Raw genomic sequence first — 22616 nt, 5'->3', positions numbered from 1 at the left:
GCACACCGGCGCCCTCGCTGTCGCCGGCGGCGCGAACGGTCGTGGCGGGGTCGCCGGTGTGCGGGTCGAGTTCAGTGATCTCGGTCATGAGGCTCCTCCTCGGTGCGACGAAGGGACGGCGCGATGGGCGGGACGTACGAGGGTGCCGCGGGCGCACGGCTCGAGGGGATCGGGCGGATCGCGGTCCTGCGCGGCGGGGGCCTGGGCGACCTCATGGTCGCCGTCCCCGCCTGCGAGGCGCTCGCGGCCGCCTATCCGGAGGCCGCGCTCACCCTGCTCGGCACGCCCGCGCACGCGGAGCTGCTCGCCGGCCGGCCGGGGCCCGTCGACGAGGTCGTCGTGGTGCCGCCGGCGCCGGGCGGGCGGCCCGGCGAGGGGGGCCCGCCGGCGCGCGCCGCCTTCTTACGCCGGATGCGCGAGCGCGAGGTCGCGCTCGCGGTGCAGGTCCACGGCGGCGGCCGGAACTCCAACCCGTTCCTGCTGGAACTGGGGGCGCGGCACACCGTCGGCACACGGACCGAGGACGCCGCGGCCCTCGAACGGAACCTGCCGTACGTCTACCACCAGCACGAGATGCTGCGGGCGCTGGAGGTCGTGGGCCTCGTGGGCGCTCCCGTGCGGAGCCCGGAGGCCCGCCTCGCGGTCACGCCCGCCGAACGCGAGGCGGGTGCAGAGCTGCGCGACGAGGCGGCCGCGGGGCTGCTGGTGCTCCACCCCGGTGCGACCGACCCGCGCCGGCGCTGGCCGGCGGAGCGCTTCGCGGAGCTGGCCGCGCTCGCGGCGGGCGAGGGCTGGCAGGTGGTCGTCGTCGGGGACGGGTCCGATGCGCCCGCCGGGGAGGAGATCGTGTCCGGGGCGCGCTCGCGCGGGAGCCGGAACCCCCGCGGCTCGGTGGCCTCGCTGGCCGGTGCGCTGTCCCTCTCCGCGCTCATGGGGGTGCTCGCCGAGGCCGATGTGATGGTCGGCAACGACAGTGGTCCCCGTCACCTCGCCGCGGCGGCGGGCACCGCCACGGTGGGCCTCTACTGGGTGGGCAACTGCATCAGCGCCGGCCCCCTGGGGCGCGGTCGCCATCGCGTGCACCTCTCCTGGGTGACCCGCTGCCCGGAGTGCGGGGTGGACGTCACCCAGGTGGGCTGGACGGCCGACCGCTGCGCGCACGATCCCTCGTACCTCACGGCGATCGCGCCGGAGCCGGTCTGGCCGGATGCCCGCGCCCAGGCTGCAGGCCGCTGAGCGGCCCCTCACGGCCACGACCCCTCGTCCTCGTGCGCGACGAGCATCTCGCGCACCTCCGCGCCGCGGGGCTGGGAGAGGGCGAAGAGGATCGCCTCCGCGACCCGGGCGGGATCGTTGAGGCGGGAGTCGTCCTGCGGGCGGTACTGCTCCTCGCGGCCGTCGAAGAAGTGCGTGCGCATCCCACCGGGGATGATGTTCGTGACCCCGACCCGGCCCGCGGTCTCCGCCGCCAGCGCCTGGCTGAAGCCGCGCACGGCGAACTTCGAGGCGCTGTAGGCGGTGGCGCCCGCCGCGCCCCGGAGCGCCAGGGTGGAGGAGACCGTGACCACCCGCCCGTGGGTGCGGGAGAGATGGGGGAGCGCGGCCCGGACGGCGGAGACCGTGCCGAGCAGGTTGACCGCGAGGACGCGCTCCCACTGCGCGGCGGCGATCTCGTCGAGGCCTCCCGGGACGTCGATCCCCGCCGCGCAGACGAGCGCGTCGACGCCTCCCAGCTCCTCCGCGGCCTCGTCGATGCGGCGTCCGACCGCGGGCCGGTCCGTGACGTCGAGCGCGCGGGCCCGGTGCGGCGCGGCCGCGGAGACGTCGAGGTCCAGGACGAAGGGAGTCCCTCCCGCGTCCGCGACGGCCTCGGCGCACGCCAGCCCCAGTCCGGAGCCTCCGCCGGTGATGATCACTCTCCGCTTCTGCTCGTTCATCGCTGTTCTCCTCTCCGTTCTCGTCCGCTGCTGTGCCGTACTGTGCCGGGTGCCGTGCTGTGCCGGGTGCCGGACCTGTGTCATCCCGCCGCGTCCCGCGCCGCGGCCAGGGAGGTCGTGGAGCGCCCGGGGAGGAAGGGCACCGTCACGGTCTGCCCTCCCCACCGGGACACGAGCTCCGTCTCCGGGAGGGAGTCCGCCGTGTAGTCGCCGCCCTTCACCCAGAGGTCCGGCCGGAGGCGCTCGAGGGTCCTCTCCGGGGAGTCCTCCTCGAACACCACCGCCGCGTCGACGCAGGCGAGCGCCTCCAGCAGCGCAACCCGGTCCTCCTGCGGCACGAATGGGCGGCCGGGGCCCTTGAGCCGGCGCACGGAGGCGTCCGAGTTCACACAGACGACGAGGACGTCGCCCAGGCGGCGGGCGGCGGCCAGGGTGCGGGCGTGGCCGGCATGGAGGAGGTCGAAGCACCCACCCGTCGCCACCACGGTCCCGCCCTGTGCCCGCACGGTCTCCAGGCGCGCGTCGAGGGAGTTCGAGGTGCCGAGCCCGTGCTCCGCCGTCTCCTGCGCGGGTGCGCCGACGCCGCCGGCCGCGATGAACGCCGCGGCCTCGGCGACCGCCGCCTCCGTCGCCCTGCCGAGCGGGGCGCCGGCGGCGAGGTGCGCGCAGAGGCTGCCGGCGAAGCGGTCCCCGGCACCGCAGGCGTCCCCGGCCGCAGTCCGGTGCACGGGCGCGAACAGGGGGAGCCCGCCGCGCTCGAGGGCGAGCGCCCCCTCACCGCCCAGCGTCACCACGGCGGCCTCCGCGGGCCAGGTCCGCAGGAGCGCCGCGGCGGCACGGGTGGCCGTCCGGCAGTCGTCCGCCGGCGTCCCGGTGAGGGCGGCGGCCTCGGCGGCATTGGGCGTGACGGCGGCGACCCCGGACACCGGCTGAGCACCGCGGGGGTGCGGATCCCACACCACCGGCACCGCGGCGGCACGGAGGCGCAGCGCCTCGCGCAGGGCGGGGTCCTCGCAGAGCCCGCGTCCGTAGTCGGAGACGAGCACGGCATCCGCTCGCTCCAGCGCGGCGCGCATCTCCGCCGTGCTCTCCGGGCGGGCTCCCGCGCCGCAGCCCTCGTCCATCCTGGCGACGACGTGCGCTCCGGCGAGCAGCCGCCGCTTCACCGGGGTGGGGGACCCGGACGGTCCCGCGACCACCTCGGTGCCGGTGAGCACGTCGCGCAGCCGGGTGCCGGCGTCGTCGTCGCCGAGGACGGTGACGAGGACGACCTCGTGCCCGGCGGACGCCAGCAGGCCGGCCGCGAGCCCGGCGCCGCCCGCACGGCGCCGGGTCTCCTCGACGTCGACGACCGGCACGGGACCGTCCGGGGACAGCCGCCGGGCACCACCGCGGACGTCCTCGTCGAGCAGCACGTCGCCCACCACCGCGATCCTCATGACGGCACCCTCTCGCCGGGATGCGCGCGCACCGGGACCGGTGCCGCGACGGGCACCGTGTCCGGCGCCGAGTGCGGGAGGGCGGATGCGGCGACCTCCGCGTCGAACACCGTGCAGAGGGCGTGCACCGCCGTGAGGTGGGCCTCCTGCACGTGGGGCGCCGGGGCGTCGACGCACACGGCGGAGTCGCACGCAGCACTGAGCGGGTTGGGCCCCGGGCCGGTGAGCGCCCAGGTCCGGGCACCGCTCCGGCGGGCGGCCTCGACGGCCCGGAGGAGGTTGGGGCTGCGTCCGCTCGTGGTGAGGAGGACGAGAACGTCCCCGGGCCGTGCGTGCGCCTCGACCTGCCGGGCGAAGACCTCCTCGTAGCCGTAGTCGTTGCTGATCGCGGTGACGGCGGAGGGGTCGGTGCTGAGCGCGAGCGCCGCGTACGCGGGCCTGTCTCCGCGGAAGCGTCCGACCAGTTCGGAGCTGAGGTGCTGCGCCTCCGCCGCGGAGCCGCCGTTGCCGGCCGTGAGGAGGCGCGCACCGCCGGAGAGCGCGGCGGCGAGATCACGGCCCCAGGCCTGCAGGGTCGGCACCTGGTCGCGCAGCGAGGCCAGCGCCCGCTCCGTCCCGTCGAGGTGGCCGCCGAGCCCGCCGGCGCCGCCGCGGGCGACCGCCCGGCCCCGGACCTCCGCGTAGACCTCCTCCGTCCGTGCGGCCACCGTCGCCCAGGAGTAGCCGGCGCGGACCCTCTCCGTCCCCGCCGCACCCAGCCGCCGGGCGAGCTGCGGATCGGAGAGCAGCCGGGCCGCGGCGGCGGCGAGCGAGGCGGGGTCGTGGGGCTCCACGTGGAGCCCCGTGCGCTCCGGCACCACGGTGTCCTGCAGGCCGCCCACGCGTGCGGCGACGACGGGGACTCCGCACGCCATGGCCTCGAGGGGGACGATCCCGAACGGCTCGTACCAGGGGGTGCAGGCGACGAGACGGGCGCTGCGGAGGATCGCGGGCATCTCCTCGCGCGGAACCTGTCCGCGGAGGACGACGCGGTCCGCCACGCCGAGGTCCTGCGCGAGGTCGCGGAGACGACGGGCCTCCGGGTCCGTGTGCAGGCAGGCCTCCTCCGCCCCGCCGCCCACGACGTGCAGCTCCACGTCCTCGAAGCCCTCGGCCGTGAGCGCCGCGAGCGCGTGGACGACGAGATCGACGCCCTTGCGCGGCACGAGCCGGCCGACGCACACGATCCGGCGCTTCCCGCCGGTCTCCTCCGCCTCGCCCTCGGGGTCGAAGAGGCGGAGGTCGACGCCGCAGGGGACGACGGAGACGCGGTCCCGGTCCAGCCCCATGGCGATGAGTTCGTCCACCTCGTCGGAGCACGTGGCGATGATCCGGTCCGCCTCGCGCCCCACGTGCGGTTCGAGTGCGGTCCGTTCCGGCGGACTCGTGTCGAGCACGCCCTGATGGCGGCGCTTGACGGTGCCGAGCGCGTGGAAGGTGTGCAGCAGCGGCACGGCGTCGAGTCCCGCGCTGCGCAGCGCCGTCCCGGCGGCGAGGCCGGACATCCAGAAGTGCGAGTGCACGAGGTCCGGCCTCCGCGCCGGATGCGCCCGCCAGTGGGCGGCGATGCCGAGCCCCAGCTCCGTCATGTGGGGGAGGAGCTCGTCCTTCGGCACGGCGACGGGCGGTCCGGCGTCCACGTGGACGACGGTGACCCCGCCGTCCGCCTCCACGACCTCCGGGAGGTGCGGATCGTCGCGCCGGGTGAAGACGGTGACGCTGTGGCCGCGTGCGGACAGCGCCCGTGAGAGCTCCGCGACGTGGACGTTCTGCCCGCCCGCGTCGACGCCGCCCAGGGCGGCCAGCGGGCTCGCGTGCTCGGAGACCATCGAGATCTTCATCGCTTCTCTCCTTCCCGGAGCCGCGCGGCGGCCCCCGGGTCAGTGGTGTGAGGGTCTGCGGGGACCAGGGCGGACAGCAGGGAGTCCCAGTCCCGGAGGAACCGGTCGAGGCCGTAGTGCTCGAGGGCGAAGGCGCGTGCGGCCCTGCCCCGCGCCGCGGCCTCCTCCGGGTCGTCGAGGAGGCGCCGGGCCGCGGCACGGAGCTCGGCCGGGTCCGCGGAGACGGCGCCGGCCTCGGGCGGGACGGCACGGGCGGCCTCGGTGGTGGCGAGGGCGAGCACCGGCATGCCCAGGTGCATGGCCTCGAGGAGGGACAGGCCCAGAGAGGTCCAGCGGACCGGATGCAGGTACATCCGGCGCCGGGCCATGAGCCTGTGCAGCTGACTGCGCGGGAGGTCGCCGAGCACCCGGAGCCGGTCGCGACCCAGACCGGTCGCCTCCGCCAGTCCCTCCGTGCCCATGCCGAAGACGTCGACGGGGGCGGTTCGGGCGAACTCCGGGAGGAGATCGGCACCGGTCACCCGCCAGCGGCGCACCGGCTCGTTGCCGACGAAGGCGAACCGCGGGATCTCTCCGGTGTAGAGCGGGCCGGGATCGCGGATGCCGTGCTCGATCACCTCGGTGCGGGCGCCCCCGCAGTCCCACAGCAGCCGGTTGACGTGCGTGACGTGCACGAGCGGGATGTCCTGCTGCCCGGCCAGCGGGTGGACCGTGTCCGGCACGTCGCCGCGCGGGGTGTTGTGCTCGACGTAGACCGCCGGCACCTCCCGTCCCGGTCTGCGGCCCAGCAGGCGGGCCGCCTCCTCCCGCTCCTCCGGGCGCTGCAGGAGCACGAGGTCGACCGCGGTGTGCGCGAGATCCCGGGGCGCGACCTCCCGGACGGAGCACGGCCACTCGCGGCCGCCGCGGCCCAGCCCCCAGGGGCCGCCCTCGGGGAGCACGGGCAGCAGGTACTCGTGCCGTCCGTGGACGAATGCGTCCGTCCACGAGCCGTGGACGTGCCAGAGGAGGATTCTCATGCGCAGCTCCTTGTGCGGTCGACGATGCGGCGGACGGCCTCCGCCACGGCCTCGGGGGCCACGGAGGCGAGGCAGGGATGGCCGGGGACGGGACACTCCCGGGCGCGGGTGCCGCGGCAGGGTGCCGTCTGGTCCCCGAGCAGCTCGACGGGGACGCCGTACGGTGCCCAGCGGATCGCCGGGACGACGGGGGAGAAGAGGCTGACGACGGGCGTGCCCACGGCTGCGGCCAGGTGCGCCGGCCCGGTGTTGCCGGAGACGAGGGCCGAGGCGCGGGCGAGGAGGTCCGCGGTGCCGCGCAGGTCGCACCGTCCGCCCAGGTCGATGCCGTGGGCACCGGCCACGGCGGCCGTGAGCTCCCTCTCCGCGGGCCCGCCGGTGACCGCGACCGTCCAGCCGCGCCGGGTGAGCAGTTCGACCGCCGCCCGGCTGCGCTCCGGCGGCCACATCCGTGCCGGGGCGGCGGCACCGGGGTGGAGGACGAGATAGGGTTCGTCGGGCCGCAGTCCGGCGGCTGCAGCGGCGGGCGTGCCGAAGAAGGCGCCGGAGGGATCCGCGATGCGCATCCGGCCCGCGTCGCCCGCCGGCAGGCCGAAGCCGGCCGCGGCGGCGATCCGCAGAGCCCTCTCCACCTCGGGCTGGTCCTCCGGGAAGTCCTCCCCGGGACGCAGGCGGACGTCGAGCAGGCTGCCGGGGTAGTCCGTCGAGGCGCCGGTGATGTGCGCGATGCCAGCGGTGCGGAGCACGAGGGCCAGGGGCAGCGGCGACTGGTGGAACGAGGTGAAGACGACGGCCGCGTCGTAGCCGCCCGCGGCCACCGCGTCGCGGAGCTCTGCGAGGTGCGCCGAGGTCGCCGGGGGAGCGGGTGCGAGCGTCCACGGGCTCGCCCAGGAGAGCAGGGCGTCGGGCTCCGGGAGCAGCTCCGCCGCAGCCCGTCCCTGCGGGCCGCACAGCAGGGTGAGCGCCTCCACCCGGGGATCGGCCGCGATCGCCCGCAGCGCCGGCTCCGTGACGAGGACGTCCCCGGCGCTGTCGAGCCGGGCCGCGAGCACCCGCGTCATCGCGAACCTCCCGCGGCCTCGGCGCCGAGCGCCAGTCGCACCGCCTCCCCGAGGTGCGCGGCCACGGCCGGCGCCGCGGCGACCTCGGGGGCGAGGGTGACGGCGGTGGGCACGAGCACTCCGCGGCAGCCGGCCGCGCTCGCCGCGACCATGTCCGCCCCGATGTCGCCGATCATCACGGTCGCGGAGGCCGGTGCCCCGAGCCGCTCCATCGCCCGCAGCAGCATGCCCGGGCGGGGCTTGCGGCAGAAGCACCCGGCGGCGGGGGCGTGGGGGCAGGTCTCCCAGGCGCCGAACGGGCCCAGGAGCTCGGCGGTCCGCCGGTTCACGGCGCTCACCTGGGCCTCGGTGAGGAGCCCGCGGCCGATCCCGGACTGGTTGGTCACGACCCCCAGCCGCACGCCGTGGGCGCGGAGCAGCTCCAGCGCAGCCCGTGCCCCGGGCATCGGCTCCACGAGCTCGGGCCGGCCGTTGTACGGCACGTCGCGGATGAGCGTATCGTCACGGTCGAACAGCACCGCCGCCGGAAGGGGACCAGGATGGCTCAGCCCACAGTGCTCGCACTGCGCGCCCTCAAGCTCGGCGATCTGCTCGTGGCGGTGCCCGCCCTCCGGGCGCTGCGCCGAGGCTTCCCGGACCACCGGCTGGTGCTCGCCTGCCCCGCCTGGCTGGCCCCGGTCGTCGAACTGATCGGCGGCGTGGACGCGCACCTGCCGGTGGCCGGGCTGGAGGAGCCGCTGCTCCCGGCCGCCGGCTCCGTGGAGGGCGCGGTCAACCTCCACGGGGGAGGGCCGGAGAGCCGAGGCCGTCTCGAGGAGCTCGGGTCCCCGCGCCGCATCGGGCACCGGGCGCCGGGGTGGGACGGCCCCGTCTGGACCGAGGCGCTCCACGAGCGCGAGCGCTGGGTGCGCCTGCTCGCCTGGCACGGCATCCCCGGCGACCCCGCCGAGCTGCGGCTGCGGGCCGAGGCGCTCGACACCGGCGCCCGCGGCGGGGGAGCCGGCTGCGCCGTCGTCCACGTGGGCGCATCCCACGGCAGCAGGCAGTGGCCGGTCGAACGGTTCGCGGAGGTGGTGCGCGGACTCGCGCAGGACGGGCTGCGGGTGCGGGTGACGGGCGACGACCGGGAGCGGGCGCGGGCGGAGGCGGTCGTGCGGCTGGCCGGCGGGGGAGACGACGGCGGTGCGGTGCGCTCCCTCGCCGGTGTGCTGAGTCTGCGCGAGCTGTGCGCGCTCATCGCCGGCTGCTCCCTCGTGGTCTCCGCCGACACGGGTGCCGCGCATCTCGCCAGCGCCTTCGCCCGCCCCTCCGTCGTGCTGTTCGGCCCGGCGGCGCCGGAGCGCTGGGGACCGCCCGCCGGACCGCACCGGGTGCTCACCGATGCGCGGCTGCGCCGGGGCGAGGTCTTCGCCGCGGACCCGGACCCCGCGCTCCTCGCGGTGGGTGCCGCCGAGGTGCTGCGCGAGGCCCGTGCGCTGCTGCGCTGAGGGGGTGGGGACGGAGGTCCGAACCTGTGGGGTGCTCATGTCCCCATTGGAGCGCTCCTGCTTCAAAAACACAAGGGGCCTTGTGTTAGAAGTTGAGGTCAGCGGCATGGAGTGCCGTGAGCGGAGGCCGCGAGGAGGCTGAGAGCGGCCGGCCTCAGTCCGGTTCGCTCCGGGGAGTGCGGAACCCGCTGAGCTTGTGCGAGCCGTCGCAGAGCGGAGGGATCCCCGTCATGCCGCAGCGGCAGAGCGCGGTCACGTTCCGGCGCGCGGCCTCGGGCGCGGCTCCCGGGGCCGGTGCGAGCGCGAAGTCGCCCCGGACCAGCAGCGGGCCGTCCGGGCAGGGGGTGATGACCACGGGGTCTCCGCCGCCGTCCGTGTGTGTGCCGCTCATGCCTGCTCCTCCTCGTGTGCGGGTTTCCATGCGTCCTCGTCGCAGTACCCGCGCTCCCTCCGCCGCAGCCATCCCTCGGAATGTGCGGCGATGTGCAGGCGCGAGCCGCGATAGCCGATCCCGCCCCGCATCCCTGCGGCGAGGGCGATCCAGGCGCAGACGCCCCTCTCGAGCAGCCAGACGGGTGCCCACAGCGCGCTGCCGGCGGGGAAGGCGGACGCGCCGCCGTCCCGCCGTCGCCCGCATTCCGCGAGTGCGATTGCCCCGAGCGTGCAGCAGAGCAGCAGGGGCGGCCGCCGCAGTGCGAGGAGGACGAGCGGGACCAGCAGCAGCTCGGCCGCCCGGCGCACGGGCTGCGCGCGGCTGTCGTACGCCTGGCGGACCCGCTGCTCCCAGAATCGCCGGACCGTGGGCGGGCGCCGGGGGACGTACACGTCGCGGCCGCATTCGACCCTGCCTCCGCGTGCGCGGACGGTGCGGATGAGCTCGAGGTTCTCGAACAGGACGTGCGGATCGTAGCCGCCGTCGAGGAGCTCCCGCCGCACGGCCAGGGTCCCGGGGTAGTCGGTGCCGAACGCGCGGTTGAGCAGTGAGCGGGCCGTGTCCCACCGGGCGTGCCACGGCAGGGGCGACCCGTCCGCGGTCGTGAAGACGTTCTGCGGGACGATCATGTCCGCGCGGTCCAGGCGCCGCAGGACCTCGCCGAGGCCCTCCTCGGTGTAGCGCACGTCGTCGTCCGCGATGACGAGCGCCCGCCGGGTGAGGCGGGGGAGCGCGGTGAGCACGCCGATCACCTTGCCGTTGGCGGCGGGGACCTGTGCGGCCGGCAGGTGACGCACGTGCGCGGGCAGCGCCGCCGCGTGGAGCGCGCGGAGACCCGGCGGCGAGCCGTCGACGACGGTGACGCGCACGTCGCCGGGCAGCCCCGAGAGATAGCCGACGAGGTCCGCGAGGGCCTCCCCGTGCCGCTCGCCCGCCTGCCAGCGCAGGGGGAGGAGATAGTCGGCCGGGGCGCTCACGGTCCGACGCTCCGGAGGGAGCAGGCCCCGGCCTTCCACGCCGCGAGCATGTGCGCGCCCGCCTGCTCGTCCGCGTACAGGCACGCCGCGGCGCCGAAGACGATCTCGGGGACGAGGGCGGGCTCCGCATCCGCGAGCCCGCCGGCGAGGTCCCGCGCCGCGATCTGCTCGTGCCCGGCGTCGGCCTCCACGTGCTCGTCGAAGTACTCCCGGACCTCCGCACCCCAGCCCCACCGGCCGAAGGCGCGCGAGTAGAGGCGGTTGGGGATCGACGAGGTCATCTCGAAGGCGGCGAGATGTCCCACGATCGCCCCGCGGTGCCTCCGGTGCAGGCCGAAGAGGCTCATGGTGTTCATCGGCAGCAGCGTCGTGGCCGGGATGAGGTCGAGGTAGGCCTCCGGCCGGCTGTCCAGACCGAACCCGCGCATGGTCCGGGCGAAGATCTCCGCGTGCACGCGCTCCGGCCGTCCGCCGCCGTACTCGTCCGCCTGGATCTCCACGAGTGCCGCCTTCGCCCTCCCTCGCAGGCGCGGGATCGCCCAGCTGTGCGGATCCGCCTCCCGGAGCGTGTAGAGCGAGCGGTGGACGAGGAACTCGCCGAGCTGTCCCGGGTCCGCGTGGCGGGCGAACCAGGTGGCGAGTGCGGGGCGGGCCGCGTCGGCCGTCATCGCGAAGAGCAGATCGGCGAGGCCCTCGCCGTCGGCGGGGGCGTCGCCGGGGGGCGGGGCCCGTGCGCGCAGCGCCGATTCGTGTGCGCGCTCGAGGAGCAACCGCGTCCGCAGGAGCCCCGGGTCCCATTCCCACTCCCCGGCGACGTAGTCCTCCGGGCCGTAGTGGAGCTGGTAGAGGAGGAACAGCGAGAGCTGGAGGTCCTCGTCGGCGAGAACCTCCTCGGCGGCCTCGACGGCGTCGCGGGCGGTGGCGCACAGGCCGTCCGGCCCCGGAGGGGGCTCGGGCGAGGACAGCAGCCGCAGGAGCGCGGCGCTGAGCGGACCCCGTGGGAGCGGTGGGCGGTCGGAGGGGCGGGAGAGCGGCTGGGTGTTCACGAATCCTCCTGAGGAGAGTGGTGGTGAGTGTAAGCGGTGTCCGCGGGGCCGAGGCTCCGCGCCTGTGTGCTCAGTTGGGGCAGGAGCTCCTCCGGCAGCGCCTCGACGACGGAGAGGACGAGGTCCTGGATCCGCCAGTCGAGGCCGATGCACCGCTCGCGCAGCTCCGTGACGCGTTCCAGCGGCGGCAGCGAGGCGTCCTCCGGGACGACGAAGGCCTCGACGTGCAGGACGTGGCCCTGATCGCGGATGCGGCAGTCGGCCTCGGCCACCCAGTCCGCGGCGAGCAGGGTCGCGCGGACCTCGCCCACGAGGGGATCCGGATCCTCCCCGTCGTACTGCGTGGCGCGGGAGTCCATGAGATCCCGGAGGGAGTCGCGCAGGTTGGTCCAGCCGTCGCGGAGGATGCTCAGCGAGACGGCGATCGCCGCGGCCGCGTCCATCCACCACAGGCCCACGCCGATCCCCGCGACCCCCACGATCGTCGCGAGCGAGGAGGTCCAGTCCGCCTTGTTCATCTGCGCGTCCGCGTACAGCACCTTGTCGTGCAGCAGCGGGGCGAGCCGCAGCTTGAGTCGGCCGAGGACCACCGGCGGGATGATGACCAGGACCATGACGGCGAGCATGAGCCAGCCCTGCCAGAGCAGGAGGCCGCCCACCTCGAGCACGCCGATGGGCGGGCGCTCGCCCCGGGCCAGGCCGATGCCCGAGTCGATGAGCAGGTATCCGCCCATCGTCAGCAGCGCCACCGCGGAGACGAGGTGGGCGACGCCGATCGAACGGTGCCAGCCGTAGGGGCGGCGGGGAGTCGGCCGGCGACGGATGAAGCGCACCGCGACGAGGAAGGCCAGCGGAGGGAGGAGTGCGAGGGAGTCCTCGATCCATGCCGCCTTCATCGCCTGGGAGCTGCCCGCGACGAGGAGCACGAGCGTCATGGTCATGAGCGTCATGCCGATGCTCACCCGTTCCAGCCGGACGGCGCGCCGCAGCGCCCGCGCCTGCTCCTCGGGCAGCTGGGTGTGCCCGAACCGCGCGCTCACGGCGCCGTCTCCCGCAGCCGCTCCTGCACCTCGGGCGAGAGCAGGTGGCGTTCGAGCTCGGTCTGCAGGGCGTTCTCACCCATGCGCACGGCCATCACGTGCCTGTCCTTCCCGCCGTCGCTGCCGGGGGTGGTCGTGTAGTCCGTGGTGAGTGCGGCCTCGGAGGTCCACGGGGAATCCGTCGTCAGTCCGCCGACGACGAGGTCCAGGTCCCCCTCCTCGAGGAGGGTCATGAGCCGCTCCTCACCCGCGACCTCCCAGTCGACCTCGGCGTCCAGGGAGTCTGCGAAGCTCCGCACGAGCTCCGGCTCCGTGCCGGTGGGCGCGGAGCCGCGGGCGTCCGTCCAGGGCGGGCTGTGGGAGACGCCCACCACCAGCTCGCCGTGCCGTGCACGGTCGAGGGTGCCCTCGGGATCCGCGGGCACGGAGCACCCGGCGGTGCCGAGGGCGGAGAGGGCGGCGAGGACCACTGCGAGCGTGCGCTGTCCGATCATGCTCTGATTCTGACAACATAACTTGATTCTGTCACCGGGGTGCGAGCGGGGATTCCCGTGGGGCTCAGCGGTCGCTGGCGACCCGCTGTGAGATCACTGCCCGGTGGGCTGGCGGAGGCAAGGAGCATTGTGTGCTCGCGACATTCCGCATACGGTTCCAAGAACAAGATGACTTGTCATTGTTCAGGATTCCGGAGTGCCCGCGGGCACATGCGTGGAAAGCGAGAGTGGTGTGGCTTCACCGAACATCTTCGTCCTGGCGCTCACGGACGAGCAGCGCAGAGAGCTGGAGACCGTCCGCGGTGCCGAGGGCTTCGCGTTCAACGGCCTCCTCGACCGGGAACGGCTCGTCGACGTGCACGCGATCGACTTCGCCTCGCTCCTCGACGCGGCGCGGGCGGAGCTGGACGCCTTCCCGGGCACGGTCGACGCGATCATCGCGCACTGGGACTTCCCCGTGAGCCTCCTGGCTCCCCTCCTGGCGGCCGAGAGGGGCCTGCCCGCGCCCTCCCTCACGAGCCTCCTGAAGTGCGAGCACAAGTACTGGAGCAGGCTCGAGCAGCAGCGGAGCATACCGGAGTGCGTGCCGGCGTTCGCGGCCTTCGATCCCTTCGACGACGCTGCGCTGGACTCCATCGGCCTCGACTATCCGTTCTGGGTGAAGCCGGTGAAGGCGCACTCGTCGAACCTCGGCTTCAAGATCGAGGACGCAGAGGGCTTCCGCCGTGCGCAGGCGGAGATCCGGGCGGAGATCGGGGACATCGGGGACGCGTTCAACGAGGTGCTCTCCCGGGTCGAACTGCCGCCGGAGATCACCTCCGCGGACGGCAACACCTGCCTCGCGGAGCAGTTCGTGACGGGCACGCAGTGCGCGCCCGAGGGCTCCGTGTTCCGCGGGGAGTACGGCGTGCACGGCTTCTTCGACATGCACAAGGACGAGGCGGGTACGAGCTTCGACCGTCTCGACTACCCCGCCGGCGGGGTGCCTGAGCACGTGCAGCGGCGCATGATCGACCTCACGGGGCGGTTCCTGGCGCACATCGGGTTCGACGACGGCTGCTTCAACGCGGAGTTCATGTGGGACGCCGAGACGGACGGTCTCTGGCTCGTGGAGGTCAACACGCGCATCAGCCAGTCCCACAGCGAGCTCTTCGTCAAGGTCGACGGGGCGTCCAATCACGAGGTCGCCATCGACGTGGCGCTGGGGCGGCGGCCCCGTCCGCGCACCGGCGAGGGGCCGTTCGCCGTCGCCGGTCAGTGCATGGTCTTCCACGACGAGGACGCCGTCGTCACCCATGTGCCGGACGCGGAGGAGCTCGCACGGCTGCGCGAGGCGTATCCGGACCTCGTCCTCACCTCGCAGGTGGCGGAGGGCGACAGGCTCTCGGAGCTGCCCTCGCAGGACAGCTACCGGTACGTCGTCGCGAAGTTCTTCATCGGGGCGGACAGCCACGAGGAGCTGGACCGCCTGCACCGCGAGATCGCGGGGAGGCTGCCGTACGGCTTCGACCCCGTGCCGCAGGAGGGGACGCGGGCCGGCGCGGCCTGAGGGCTCCTCCGCCTCAGAACGACGAAGGGAGATCCGCACGCCATGCAGACAGTGACAGACTTCCCGCACGAGGTCCGGGAGATCGAGAACGTCTTCATCCCCATGCGGGACGGCGCCCGCCTCGCGGCGCGGCTCTGGATGCCGGAGTCCGCCGAGCGCCGGCCCCAGCCCGCCGTCCTCGAGTACATCCCGTACCGGAAGCGGGACAGCACCCGGGGGAGGGACGCGCTCAACCACCCCTACATCGCCGGCCACGGCTACGTCTGCGCGCGGGTGGACATGCGCGGCAGCGGCGACTCCGAGGGCGTCCTCGTGGACGAGTACCGCCCGCAGGAGCAGGAGGACGCCGAGGACGTCATCGCCTGGCTCGCCGCTCAGCCGTGGTGCGACGGGAACGTGGGGATGATGGGCATCTCCTGGGGCGGCTTCAACAGCCTCCAGCTCGCCGCACGCCGTCCGCCGGCGCTCAAGGCGGTCATCAGCGCCTCAGCCACGGACGATCTCTACGTCGACAACATGCATTACATGGGAGGCGCGCTGCTCGCGGACAACCTGTCCGAGGCCACTGTGATGTTCGCCTTCAACAGCCTCCCGCCGGACCCCGCGATCGTGGGGGAGCGCTGGCGGGACATGTGGGTCGAACGGCTGCGGGGCAGCGGTCTCTGGCTGGAGACCTGGCTGGAGCACCAGCGGCGCGACGACTACTGGAAGCCGGCTTCGGTGAGCGAGGACTACGGCGCGGTCGGCTGCCCCGTCATGGCCGTGGGCGGCTGGGCGGACGGCTACACGAACGCGATCTTCCGCCTCATGGAGCACCTCGAGGTCCCCCGCCGGGCGCTCATCGGACCGTGGGGGCACAAGTACCCGCACCTGGGTGTGCCCGGTCCGGCCATCGGCTTCCTCCAGGAGGTCGTGCGGTGGTGGGACCACTGGCTCAAGGGGCACGACACCGGTCTCATGGACGAGCCGATGATGCGGCTGTGGATGCAGGACAGCGTGCCGCCGCAGGCCTCCTACCGCGAGCGGCCGGGTCGCTGGATCGCCGAGGACGTCTGGCCCTCCCTGGAGCTGGAGGACCGGGAGCTCGTGCTCGCCGGGCACCATCTGGTGGCACCGGGATCCCCGGAGGCCGAGGCGGCGGAGCGGGAGCGGGCGGAGGCCACCGTCCGCTCACCGCTGAGCGTGGGTCTGTTCGCGGGGAAGTGGGCCTCCTACGCCGCGACCCCGGATCTGCCGTTCGACCAGCGCGAGGAGGACGGCGGCGCGCTCGTCTATGAGACGCGCCCGCTCGAGCGGGCGGTCGAGGTCTGCGGCCTGGCGGAGCTGGACGTCGAGGTCGCCGCGGACAGGCCGGTGGCGATGCTGGTGGCGCGCCTGTCCGACGTGAATCCGGACGGTGAGGCGACCCGCGTGACCTACGGGGTCCTCAACCTCACCCACCGCGGCGGCAGCGCGTGCCCGGAGCGGCTGGAGCCCGGCCGCCGGTACCGCGTGCGCGTGCCGCTCAACGGGGTCGCACAGCACTTCCCGGCCGGGCACCGCATCCGGCTCTCGCTCTCCTCCTCGTACTGGCCGCTCGCCTGGCCGCCTCCGGAGACCGCCGCGCTGACCGTGACGACGGGGGCGAGCCGCCTGCACCTGCCGGTGCGGGAGCCCCGCCGTGAGGACGCGGGGCTGCGCGCGTTCGGGCCGCCCGAGGCCGCGGAGGAGCTGGCGGTGGAACGGCTCTCGCCCGGCGACCACCAGTGGCGCGTCATCCGCGACCTCGCCACGGACGTCTCGACGCTGGAGATCATCAACGACCAGGGTGCCTTCCTCATCGAGGAGACCGGCACCCTCGTGCGGCGCGCGACCGACGAGTGGTTCAGCTTCCGGTGGAACGATGTCGACTCCGTGCGGGGCGAGACGCGCACCGTGCGCCGCCTGGAGCGAGGCGACTGGAGGGTCGAGGTGATAACCCGCACGGTGCTCACCTCGACCCGGGAGGAGTTCCGGATCTCCGCCGAGCTCGACGCCTACGAGATCGACCCGGAGAGGGGAGGGAGGAGGGTCCACTCGCAGAACTGGCAGCGCGAGATACCCCGCGACCTCGTCTGAGGGCGCAGCAGCAGAAGACGACGCATGCAGAGGAGAGGACAGGACGATGACCCACGCAGCAGGGAACGACCAGCTGACCTTCCAGGATCCGGTCACCCGGTTCCCGGACATCACGCCGCCCGTGCAGGACCAGCCCGAGCCCGGTCTCGACAGGGAGCTCGTGCCGCAGACGGACCGCGGCCACGACTCCTACCGCGGCACCGGCCGCCTGGAGGGCCGCCGTGCGCTCATCACCGGTGCGGACTCCGGGATCGGCGCCGCGATCGCGATCGCCTTCGCCCGTGAGGGCGCGGACGTGGCGCTGTCCTACCTCCCCGCGGAGGAGGCGGACGCCGAGGACATCCGGAAGGTCGTCGAGGGGGCGGGGCGGAAGGCGTTCCTGTTCCCCGGCGATCTCTCCGACCCGGTGTACTGCGAGGAGCTGGTGCGGGGAGCGGTGCGGGAGCTGGGCGGTCTGGACGCGCTCGTGAACAACGCGGGCCGGCAGATCGCCGTCGAGGACCTCGCGGATCTGGGCGACGAGCAGTGGCAGCACACCTTCGACACGAACATCCGGGCGATCTACCGGGTCACGCGTGCCGCGCTCCCGCACCTCGAGGCGGGGTCGACCATCGTCAGCACCACCTCGGTCCAGGCCTACCAGCCCTCGCCGCACCTGCTCGACTACGCCTCGACCAAGGCAGCGATCAACACCTTCACCAAGGGGCTCGCCCAGCAGCTCGCACCGCGGGGCATCAGGGTGAACGCAGTGGCGCCGGGGCCCATCTGGACGCCGCTGCAGGTCTCTGACGGCCAGCCCAAGGAGGCTCTGCCGCACTTCGGGAAGAACACGCCGCTGGGGAGGGCGGGCCAGCCCACCGAGCTCGCACCGGCCTACGTCTTCCTCACCTCTCCGGAGTCCAGCTACGTGCTCGGGGAGACTCTGCACGTCAATGGGGGCACGCCCATGCCGTGAGGGCGCGTCAGTCGATCCTGCCGATGTCCGTGCGCTTCTCCGACTGGAAGCGGTCCTCGTTCCGCCCGTACGCCCAGTAGCCGGAGATCGAGATCTGCTCCCGGGGGATCTCGCGCTCCTTGAGCAGGGCGCGGACCTTCTTGATCGACTCGCGCTCGCCGTGGGCGAACACCTGCACGCGGCCCTCCGGCCAGGGGCGGCTCGCCATCGTCTCAGCGAGGAGGTCCGTGGCCGCTCCGGCCTCCGCGCCCACCGCCCAGACGAGTTCGATCCCCGCCGGGTGCGTGAGGTCGAGGCAGTCGTCCGGGTGGTCGACGACGAGGACGGCGAAGCCCCGCGCATTGGCGGGCATGGCCTCGAGTGCGGCGGCGACGGCGGGCATGGCCGAGGCGTCGCCGGCGAGCAGGTGCCAGTCCGCCCCGGGATCCGGCGCGTAGGCGCCGCCGGGTCCCATGAACACGATGGGATCCCCGGGCCGGGCGTCGCGGGCCCACGGCGCGGCGAGGCCCTCGTCCCCGTGGACCACGAAGTCGAGGGTCAGCGTGCGGGCCTCCGGGTCCACGCTGCGCACCGTGTAGGTGCGGGTCACCGGGATGTCGTCCGCCGGCAGGGTCTCGCGCAGGGCGGCGAGGTCGTACGGGGGAGTGAGCCCCAGCTCCGGCTTGGCGAACACGATCTTCACATAGGCGTCGGTGCTCTGCGAGGGGGTGAACGTGGAGAAGCCCTCGCCTCCCACGACCAGCCTCACGAGGGAGGGGCTGATGCGCTCGCGGGAGACGACTTCCATGACGTGCTGAGGACGGGGAGGGCGCTGCGGTGCTGCCATGAGTGACACAGGATCCTTCGACGGCGGGGAGGGGCGCGGGGCCCCGGTTCTGCCTCCACCCTAGACCACGCCCTTAGGCATGCCTAAGGGCCCTGCGCCCTTGCTCAGCAGGCGGTCGATGCACAAGGATGAGGGCATGGCTGAAATCACGTTCAAGGGCACTCCCATCCACACCGCAGGCTCTCTCCCCGCCGAGGGTGAGAAGGCCCCGGCCTTCCGCCTCACCGGGCAGGACCTCTCCGACGTCACGGGCGAGGACTTCGCCGGCAAGCGGGTCGTCCTCAACATCTTCCCCAGCGTGGACACGGGGGTGTGCGCGGCGAGTGTGAGGAAGTTCAACGAGCTCGCCGCCTCACTGGAGAACACCGCTGTGGTGTGCGTGTCGAAGGACCTTCCCTTCGCTCAGGCCCGCTTCTGCGGTGCGGAGGGGATCGAGAACGTCACCGCCGCCTCGGCGTTCCGTTCGCAGTTCGGTGAGGACTACGGCATCCAGCTCGTCGACGGCCCCATGGCCGGTCTGCTGGGACGCGCCGTCGTCGTGCTGGACGCGGACGGCACGGTCCTCCACTCGCAGCTGGTCCCGGAGATCGGCCAGGAGCCGGAGTACGACGCCGCGGTGGCCGTCCTCTCCTGAGACCCGCTCCGTCCGTGCGGCCCGTGGGCCCCGGTCCGCGGGCCGCACTCGGCTACGCTGGACGCATGCCTCCTCGCGCAGTGGCAGCGCGAGCCGTGTGAGCACCTGTCCCCTCGCAAAGGAGCACTGTCATGGAAGCCATCCTCGGACTGGGGATCGGCGCGGTCGTCCTCATCGTCGTCGTCCTGGTGCTGGCGGTCCTGCTGTTCAGCGGACTGCGCACCTCCGTGTTCTTCACCGTGAAGACGCAGGAGAACGTGATCGTCGAGCGGTTCGGCAAGTTCAAGAAGGTCGCCCGCCCCGGTCTCAACACGAAGGTCCCGTTCGTGGAGACCACGACGCGCCCCATCTCCCTGCGCGTGCAGCAGCTGGGCGTCGACATCGAGTCCAAGACCAAGGACAACGTGTTCGTCAACGTGCCCGTGGCCGTGCAGTACGTGGTCAACGAGGACAGCGTGGTGGACGCCTACTACCGGCTGGCGAACCCGGAGGAGCAGATCCGCTCGTACGTGTTCGACACGGTGCGTTCGGCGCTGTCCTCCCTCACCCTCGACTCCGCCTTCGAGTCGAAGGACGACATCGCCCACAACGTGGAGCAGCGCCTGTCGCAGTCGATGGCGGCCTACGGCTTCCGGATCGTCAACACGCTGGTCACGGACATCTCCCCGGACGCCCGCGTCCGCGACTCCATGAACTCGATCAACGCCGCCCAGCGCGACCGCGTCGCCGCCCAGTCGCTGGCGGAGGCGGACAAGATCAAGCGCGTCACGCAGGCGGAGGCGGACGCCGAGGCCATGCGCCTCCACGGTGAGGGCGTCGCCGCCCAGCGCAAGGCGATCGCCGACGGCATCGCGGACCAGTACGAGCGCCTGCGCGAGGTGGGCATCAGCGAGTCCGCGGAGCAGCTGCTCATGATGACGCAGTACTTCGACACCATGCAGGAGGTCTCCCGCTCCGGCCGGTCGAACGTGCTCTTCATGCCGTCCAACCCCGGTGGTCTGGGAGACATGGCCAGCGAGATCCGGAACTCCCTCTTCTCCGCCCAGGCGAACGAGCACGGCTCCGCGAACGCCGAGGTGGACCGGAGGGCCGCGGCGGAGAACGAGTCCCGCCGCCAGCGCCGCGCCGCAGAGCAGAAGGCGGACCAGGACCGCCGGCTCGCGGAGGAGCAGCGTCAGCGTGCCGCGTCCCAGGCCTCGCAGGCGGCCAGCGCGGCGGGCTCGGTGGGCCAGCGCGCGGCGAACCTCGCCGCCCGGGCACAGCAGTGGGCACAGAATCAGGGCGGCATCCCGCCGCAGCCTCCCCACACTCCGCAGTGAGCTGATACGCCCTCCCCACCTCTGCGGCCGCGTCCCCCTCCGGGACGCGGCCGCAGTCGTCCCACGGGCCCGAGCCGTACTATGCTCGGTGAGCCGGAACACGGAGTTCCGGTCTGTTCCCCTGCGGTCAGCGGCTCATCGCTGAGCGCTCCGCTTCGCGAAAGGCATCTCCCATGTCACCTGGCTCCTCCCTGCCCGCACGCCGCGGCCGTTCACGTCTCCTCGCCCTGTCCGCCGCAGTCGCGCTGGGGGCGGCGCCGGCACTCGCAGCCGCGCCCGCCTCCGCCGCGGAGCGGGTCGAGTTCTTCGACGAGGTGCCCGACGACGGGGACTACACCGGGCCCGGTGACACGCTCGAGCTCCTGGTCTCCGCGATGACGCCCGCCGACACGGTCGTCATCACCGTAGACGGACGCGAGGTGCTGCGGACCGCGGAGCCGGCGAACCACCGTGATCTGGATCTCTGCACCTGGTGCCATCTCGACGACATCGACGAGGAGGACGCCGAGGAGCTGGACGAGGCCTTCTTCACCCGCGGCGAGCCGACCGACATCTGGCTCTCCGTGTACCTGGACGAGCCGCTGGAGGACGGCGCGCAGATCACCGTGCGCGTAGGGGACGCCGAGGCGACCAGCACTTTTGTGGACACGGGCTGGGACACCCTGCCGGAATGGACGCCGACGATGGCGGCCACGGTGCTCGACAGGGAGGTCGCCGCCTCGGGCCTGCAGCTCGCGGGTGAGCTCCATCCCACGGAACTCGCGCCCATGACGTCCATCGAGCACACGGCGGTGTTCTACGAACTCGCGGAGGACGCCGATGTCTTCTGGCTGCCGGCGGGCGAGATGGCGATCGCGGAGGCGGACGGTTCGACGGTGAGCGGCACGGTGTCCCCGAGCACGCGGTTCGAGAGCTTCGTCGTCCCCTGGGACGAGGACGACTGGGAGGAGTGGGAGGACGAGGACGACTGGGACGAGGAGTCGCAGGGCGATGTTGCCTGGGCCGCCGAGGTCGCCGAGAGGATCGGACCGGCATCGGCAGGGCCGGGGGCAGAGCAGGCGGAAGCCACGGCGGCGGTCCTGGACGCGCTGTCGCAGCTGCGCACCGCTGCGGAGGCCGGGACGGAGGAGGCCAACGCTGCGAAGGCCTCGGTGCAGGCGGACGCCGTTCCGGAGGAGGCTGCTCTCTCCGAGCTCATCCTTCGCGAGGAGGTCGAGATGGGAACGCACGTCCTCCTCACCCCGTTCGAAGGCGACTACTTCCTGATGTCCTCCACCGATGACGGCGATGTCTTCGATGTGGAGCACAGGGCCGAACAGACGGAGGATCCGGGCAGCGGGGCTCCGAACGAGGGTGGGAAGACCCCGGGCGGGGGGAGGACGGACGCTCCGACGCAGCCGGCTGTGCAGCCCGCAGTCGCGCCGACCGCCGAGGCCGCCCCGCGCGCGCACGACGTCGAGTCCCTGCCGCGCACGGGCACGGAGCTCGCCGCACCGCTGGGAGCCGCTGCGGCGCTGCTCGCCGTGGGCGCGGCGGCAGTGGTGAGCAGCCGGGTGCGCCGGGCTACTTGAGCAGCCGGTCCATCCGCCGGTCGCTGAGCTTCCGGCCTCCGGTCTGACAGCCCGGGCAGTACTGGAGGGAGCGGTCCGCGAACGAGACCTCGGCGACGGCCGTGCCGCAGACCGGGCACGGCTGTCCCGTGCGGCCGTGCACCCGCAGACCGCGCTTCTTGGCGGCCTTGACCCTGTCCGGCGGCAGCCCTGCCAGTGCCTCCTGCGCCTGTGTGAGCACGGTCCGCATCACGGTGTGGAGTGCGGCGGCATCGACGCCGTGGGCCGGGGCGAAGGGGGAGACCCCCGCGGTGTGGAGGATCTCGTCGGAGTAGGCGTTGCCGATCCCGGCCAGCACGGACTGGTCCTCCAGCACGGTCTTGATCCGGCCTCGGGAGGAGCTCAGCGCCGCGGCGAAGTCCTCAGGGGAGATCGCGAGCGCATCGGGACCGAGCCGGGCCAGTGCGGGCACCTCGGCGGGATCACGGACCAGGGCGACGGAAGCGTTCTTCTTCGTGCCCGCCTCACGCAGATCGAAGCCGGCCCCCGAGGCCAGCTCCAGACGCATCCCCAGGGGGCCGCGGCCCATCCGCACCGGCCCCGCCGGCACGGACTCGTGCCAGGCGAGCCAGCCGGCGCGGGCGAACCTGCAGACGAGGAAGAGCCCGTCCGCCTCGAGGACGAGGGCCTTGCCCCTCCGGGAGACCCCGGTGAACTCGAGGCCGAGCAGCGCCTCGAGCGGCGGATCCACCGTCCCCAGCAGGCTGAGCTCCGCCAGCTGCACGGCGGCAGCGGCGTCACCGATCAGGTGGGTGCGGAGGAACGCGGCGAGGGCGTCGATCTCTGGCAGTTCCGGCATCTGCTCAGTATGCG

At 73.6% G+C, this 22616-nt stretch carries 21 protein-coding genes; 8 read left to right on the top strand and 13 right to left on the bottom strand.

From position 1 onward, the window contains the following. The first annotated feature begins 123 nt into the window (after positions 1–123). Positions 124–1236: a glycosyltransferase family 9 protein gene (locus Q0A33_RS13385; protein ID WP_291797703.1), complete on the top strand. Its 1113-nt coding sequence runs from the start codon at positions 124–126 to the stop codon at positions 1234–1236. 8 nt (positions 1237–1244) lie between these two features. Here the strand turns inward: Q0A33_RS13385 and Q0A33_RS13380 are convergent, their stop codons facing one another. The 6 genes from Q0A33_RS13380 to Q0A33_RS13350 all read right to left on the bottom strand — a co-directional run bounded on the left by Q0A33_RS13380 (position 1245) and on the right by Q0A33_RS13350 (position 7854). Next, positions 1245–1937, bottom strand: a complete 693-nt coding sequence (locus tag Q0A33_RS13380; protein WP_291797700.1) for an SDR family oxidoreductase — start codon at positions 1935–1937, stop codon at positions 1245–1247. Positions 1938–2017: 80 nt separating this feature from the next. Then, entirely contained in the window at positions 2018–3376 is a 1359-nt protein-coding gene (locus tag Q0A33_RS13375; RefSeq protein ID WP_291797697.1) for a PfkB family carbohydrate kinase, read from the bottom strand. Next, the gene (locus Q0A33_RS16625) at positions 3373–5256 is read right to left on the bottom strand and encodes a glycosyltransferase (RefSeq protein ID WP_363316613.1); all 1884 of its coding nucleotides are present in this window, start codon (positions 5254–5256) and stop codon (positions 3373–3375) included. The genes Q0A33_RS13375 and Q0A33_RS16625 overlap by 4 nt, the downstream gene beginning before the upstream one ends. After that, positions 5253–6275: a glycosyltransferase gene (locus tag Q0A33_RS13360; RefSeq protein WP_291797694.1), complete on the bottom strand. Its 1023-nt coding sequence runs from the start codon at positions 6273–6275 to the stop codon at positions 5253–5255. Before Q0A33_RS13360 ends, Q0A33_RS16625 begins: the two co-directional genes overlap by 4 nt. Further along, a complete protein-coding gene (locus Q0A33_RS13355; protein ID WP_291797692.1) occupies positions 6272–7336 on the bottom strand; it encodes a glycosyltransferase family 9 protein in 1065 nt (354 codons plus the stop codon). Before Q0A33_RS13355 ends, Q0A33_RS13360 begins: the two co-directional genes overlap by 4 nt. Beyond that, a complete protein-coding gene (locus tag Q0A33_RS13350; RefSeq protein WP_291797689.1) occupies positions 7333–7854 on the bottom strand; it encodes an HAD family hydrolase in 522 nt (173 codons plus the stop codon). The genes Q0A33_RS13355 and Q0A33_RS13350 overlap by 4 nt, the downstream gene beginning before the upstream one ends. Positions 7855–7875: 21 nt before the next feature. On the opposite strand from Q0A33_RS13350, the gene Q0A33_RS13345 reads away from it, so the two are divergent. Next, positions 7876–8823: a glycosyltransferase family 9 protein gene (locus Q0A33_RS13345; RefSeq protein WP_291797686.1), complete on the top strand. Its 948-nt coding sequence runs from the start codon at positions 7876–7878 to the stop codon at positions 8821–8823. Between the two features lie 154 nt (positions 8824–8977). On the opposite strand, the gene Q0A33_RS13340 is transcribed toward Q0A33_RS13345, so the two are convergent. Genes Q0A33_RS13340 through Q0A33_RS13320 form a run of 5 tightly spaced genes read right to left on the bottom strand, consistent with a single transcriptional unit; the run spans position 8978 to position 12813 of the window. Next, on the bottom strand, positions 8978–9214 hold the full coding sequence (locus Q0A33_RS13340; RefSeq protein WP_291797683.1) for a CDGSH iron-sulfur domain-containing protein: 237 nt from the start codon (positions 9212–9214) through the stop codon (positions 8978–8980). Further along, positions 9211–10233 (bottom strand): glycosyltransferase, encoded by a 1023-nt coding sequence (locus Q0A33_RS13335; RefSeq protein WP_291797678.1) that lies wholly within the window; start codon positions 10231–10233, stop codon positions 9211–9213. Before Q0A33_RS13335 ends, Q0A33_RS13340 begins: the two co-directional genes overlap by 4 nt. Beyond that, positions 10230–11279 (bottom strand): iron-containing redox enzyme family protein, encoded by a 1050-nt coding sequence (locus tag Q0A33_RS13330; RefSeq protein ID WP_291797675.1) that lies wholly within the window; start codon positions 11277–11279, stop codon positions 10230–10232. Before Q0A33_RS13330 ends, Q0A33_RS13335 begins: the two co-directional genes overlap by 4 nt. Next, positions 11276–12319, bottom strand: a complete 1044-nt coding sequence (locus Q0A33_RS13325) for a cation transporter (protein ID WP_291797672.1) — start codon at positions 12317–12319, stop codon at positions 11276–11278. The genes Q0A33_RS13330 and Q0A33_RS13325 overlap by 4 nt, the downstream gene beginning before the upstream one ends. After that, positions 12316–12813 carry a transporter substrate-binding domain-containing protein gene (locus Q0A33_RS13320; RefSeq protein ID WP_291797669.1) on the bottom strand — a complete coding sequence of 166 codons (498 nt, stop codon included), beginning with the start codon at positions 12811–12813 and terminating at the stop codon, positions 12316–12318. The genes Q0A33_RS13325 and Q0A33_RS13320 overlap by 4 nt, the downstream gene beginning before the upstream one ends. 232 nt (positions 12814–13045) lie before the next feature. Here Q0A33_RS13320 and Q0A33_RS13315 point away from each other — a divergent pair, with 232 nt between their 5' ends. Genes Q0A33_RS13315 through Q0A33_RS13305 form a run of 3 tightly spaced genes read left to right on the top strand, consistent with a single transcriptional unit; the run spans position 13046 to position 17414 of the window. Further along, complete coding sequence (locus Q0A33_RS13315; protein WP_291797665.1) at positions 13046–14362, top strand: hypothetical protein; 1317 nt, start codon at positions 13046–13048, stop codon at positions 14360–14362. A gap of 42 nt (positions 14363–14404) precedes the next feature. Next, the gene (locus Q0A33_RS13310; RefSeq protein WP_291797662.1) at positions 14405–16459 is read left to right on the top strand and encodes a CocE/NonD family hydrolase; all 2055 of its coding nucleotides are present in this window, start codon (positions 14405–14407) and stop codon (positions 16457–16459) included. Between the two features lie 46 nt (positions 16460–16505). Beyond that, on the top strand, positions 16506–17414 hold the full coding sequence (locus tag Q0A33_RS13305) for an SDR family oxidoreductase (RefSeq protein ID WP_291797659.1): 909 nt from the start codon (positions 16506–16508) through the stop codon (positions 17412–17414). Between the two features lie 7 nt (positions 17415–17421). On the opposite strand, the gene Q0A33_RS13300 is transcribed toward Q0A33_RS13305, so the two are convergent. Then, positions 17422–18240: a siderophore-interacting protein gene (locus Q0A33_RS13300; RefSeq protein ID WP_291797656.1), complete on the bottom strand. Its 819-nt coding sequence runs from the start codon at positions 18238–18240 to the stop codon at positions 17422–17424. 136 nt (positions 18241–18376) lie between these two features. On the opposite strand from Q0A33_RS13300, the gene tpx reads away from it, so the two are divergent. From tpx to Q0A33_RS13285, 3 genes are all read left to right on the top strand, one after another. Further along, entirely contained in the window at positions 18377–18874 is a 498-nt protein-coding gene (gene tpx, locus Q0A33_RS13295) for a thiol peroxidase (protein ID WP_291797654.1), read from the top strand. 131 nt (positions 18875–19005) lie between these two features. Then, on the top strand, positions 19006–20193 hold the full coding sequence (locus Q0A33_RS13290; RefSeq protein ID WP_291797651.1) for an SPFH domain-containing protein: 1188 nt from the start codon (positions 19006–19008) through the stop codon (positions 20191–20193). A gap of 173 nt (positions 20194–20366) precedes the next feature. Then, positions 20367–21764, top strand: a complete 1398-nt coding sequence (locus Q0A33_RS13285; RefSeq protein ID WP_291797648.1) for a hypothetical protein — start codon at positions 20367–20369, stop codon at positions 21762–21764. Here the strand turns inward: Q0A33_RS13285 and Q0A33_RS13280 are convergent. Beyond that, positions 21757–22602, bottom strand: a complete 846-nt coding sequence (locus Q0A33_RS13280) for a DNA-formamidopyrimidine glycosylase family protein (protein WP_291797646.1) — start codon at positions 22600–22602, stop codon at positions 21757–21759. The genes Q0A33_RS13285 and Q0A33_RS13280 overlap by 8 nt on opposite strands. Positions 22603–22616 lie beyond the last annotated feature (14 nt).

Origin of the sequence: Brevibacterium sp. (genome assembly GCF_022712115.1) — a bacterium.
Taxonomy (GTDB): Bacteria; Actinomycetota; Actinomycetes; order Actinomycetales; family Brevibacteriaceae; genus Brevibacterium; species Brevibacterium salitolerans.
Note: the sequence above shows the minus strand (reverse complement) of the source record. Positions and strands in the feature narration are given on the sequence as shown.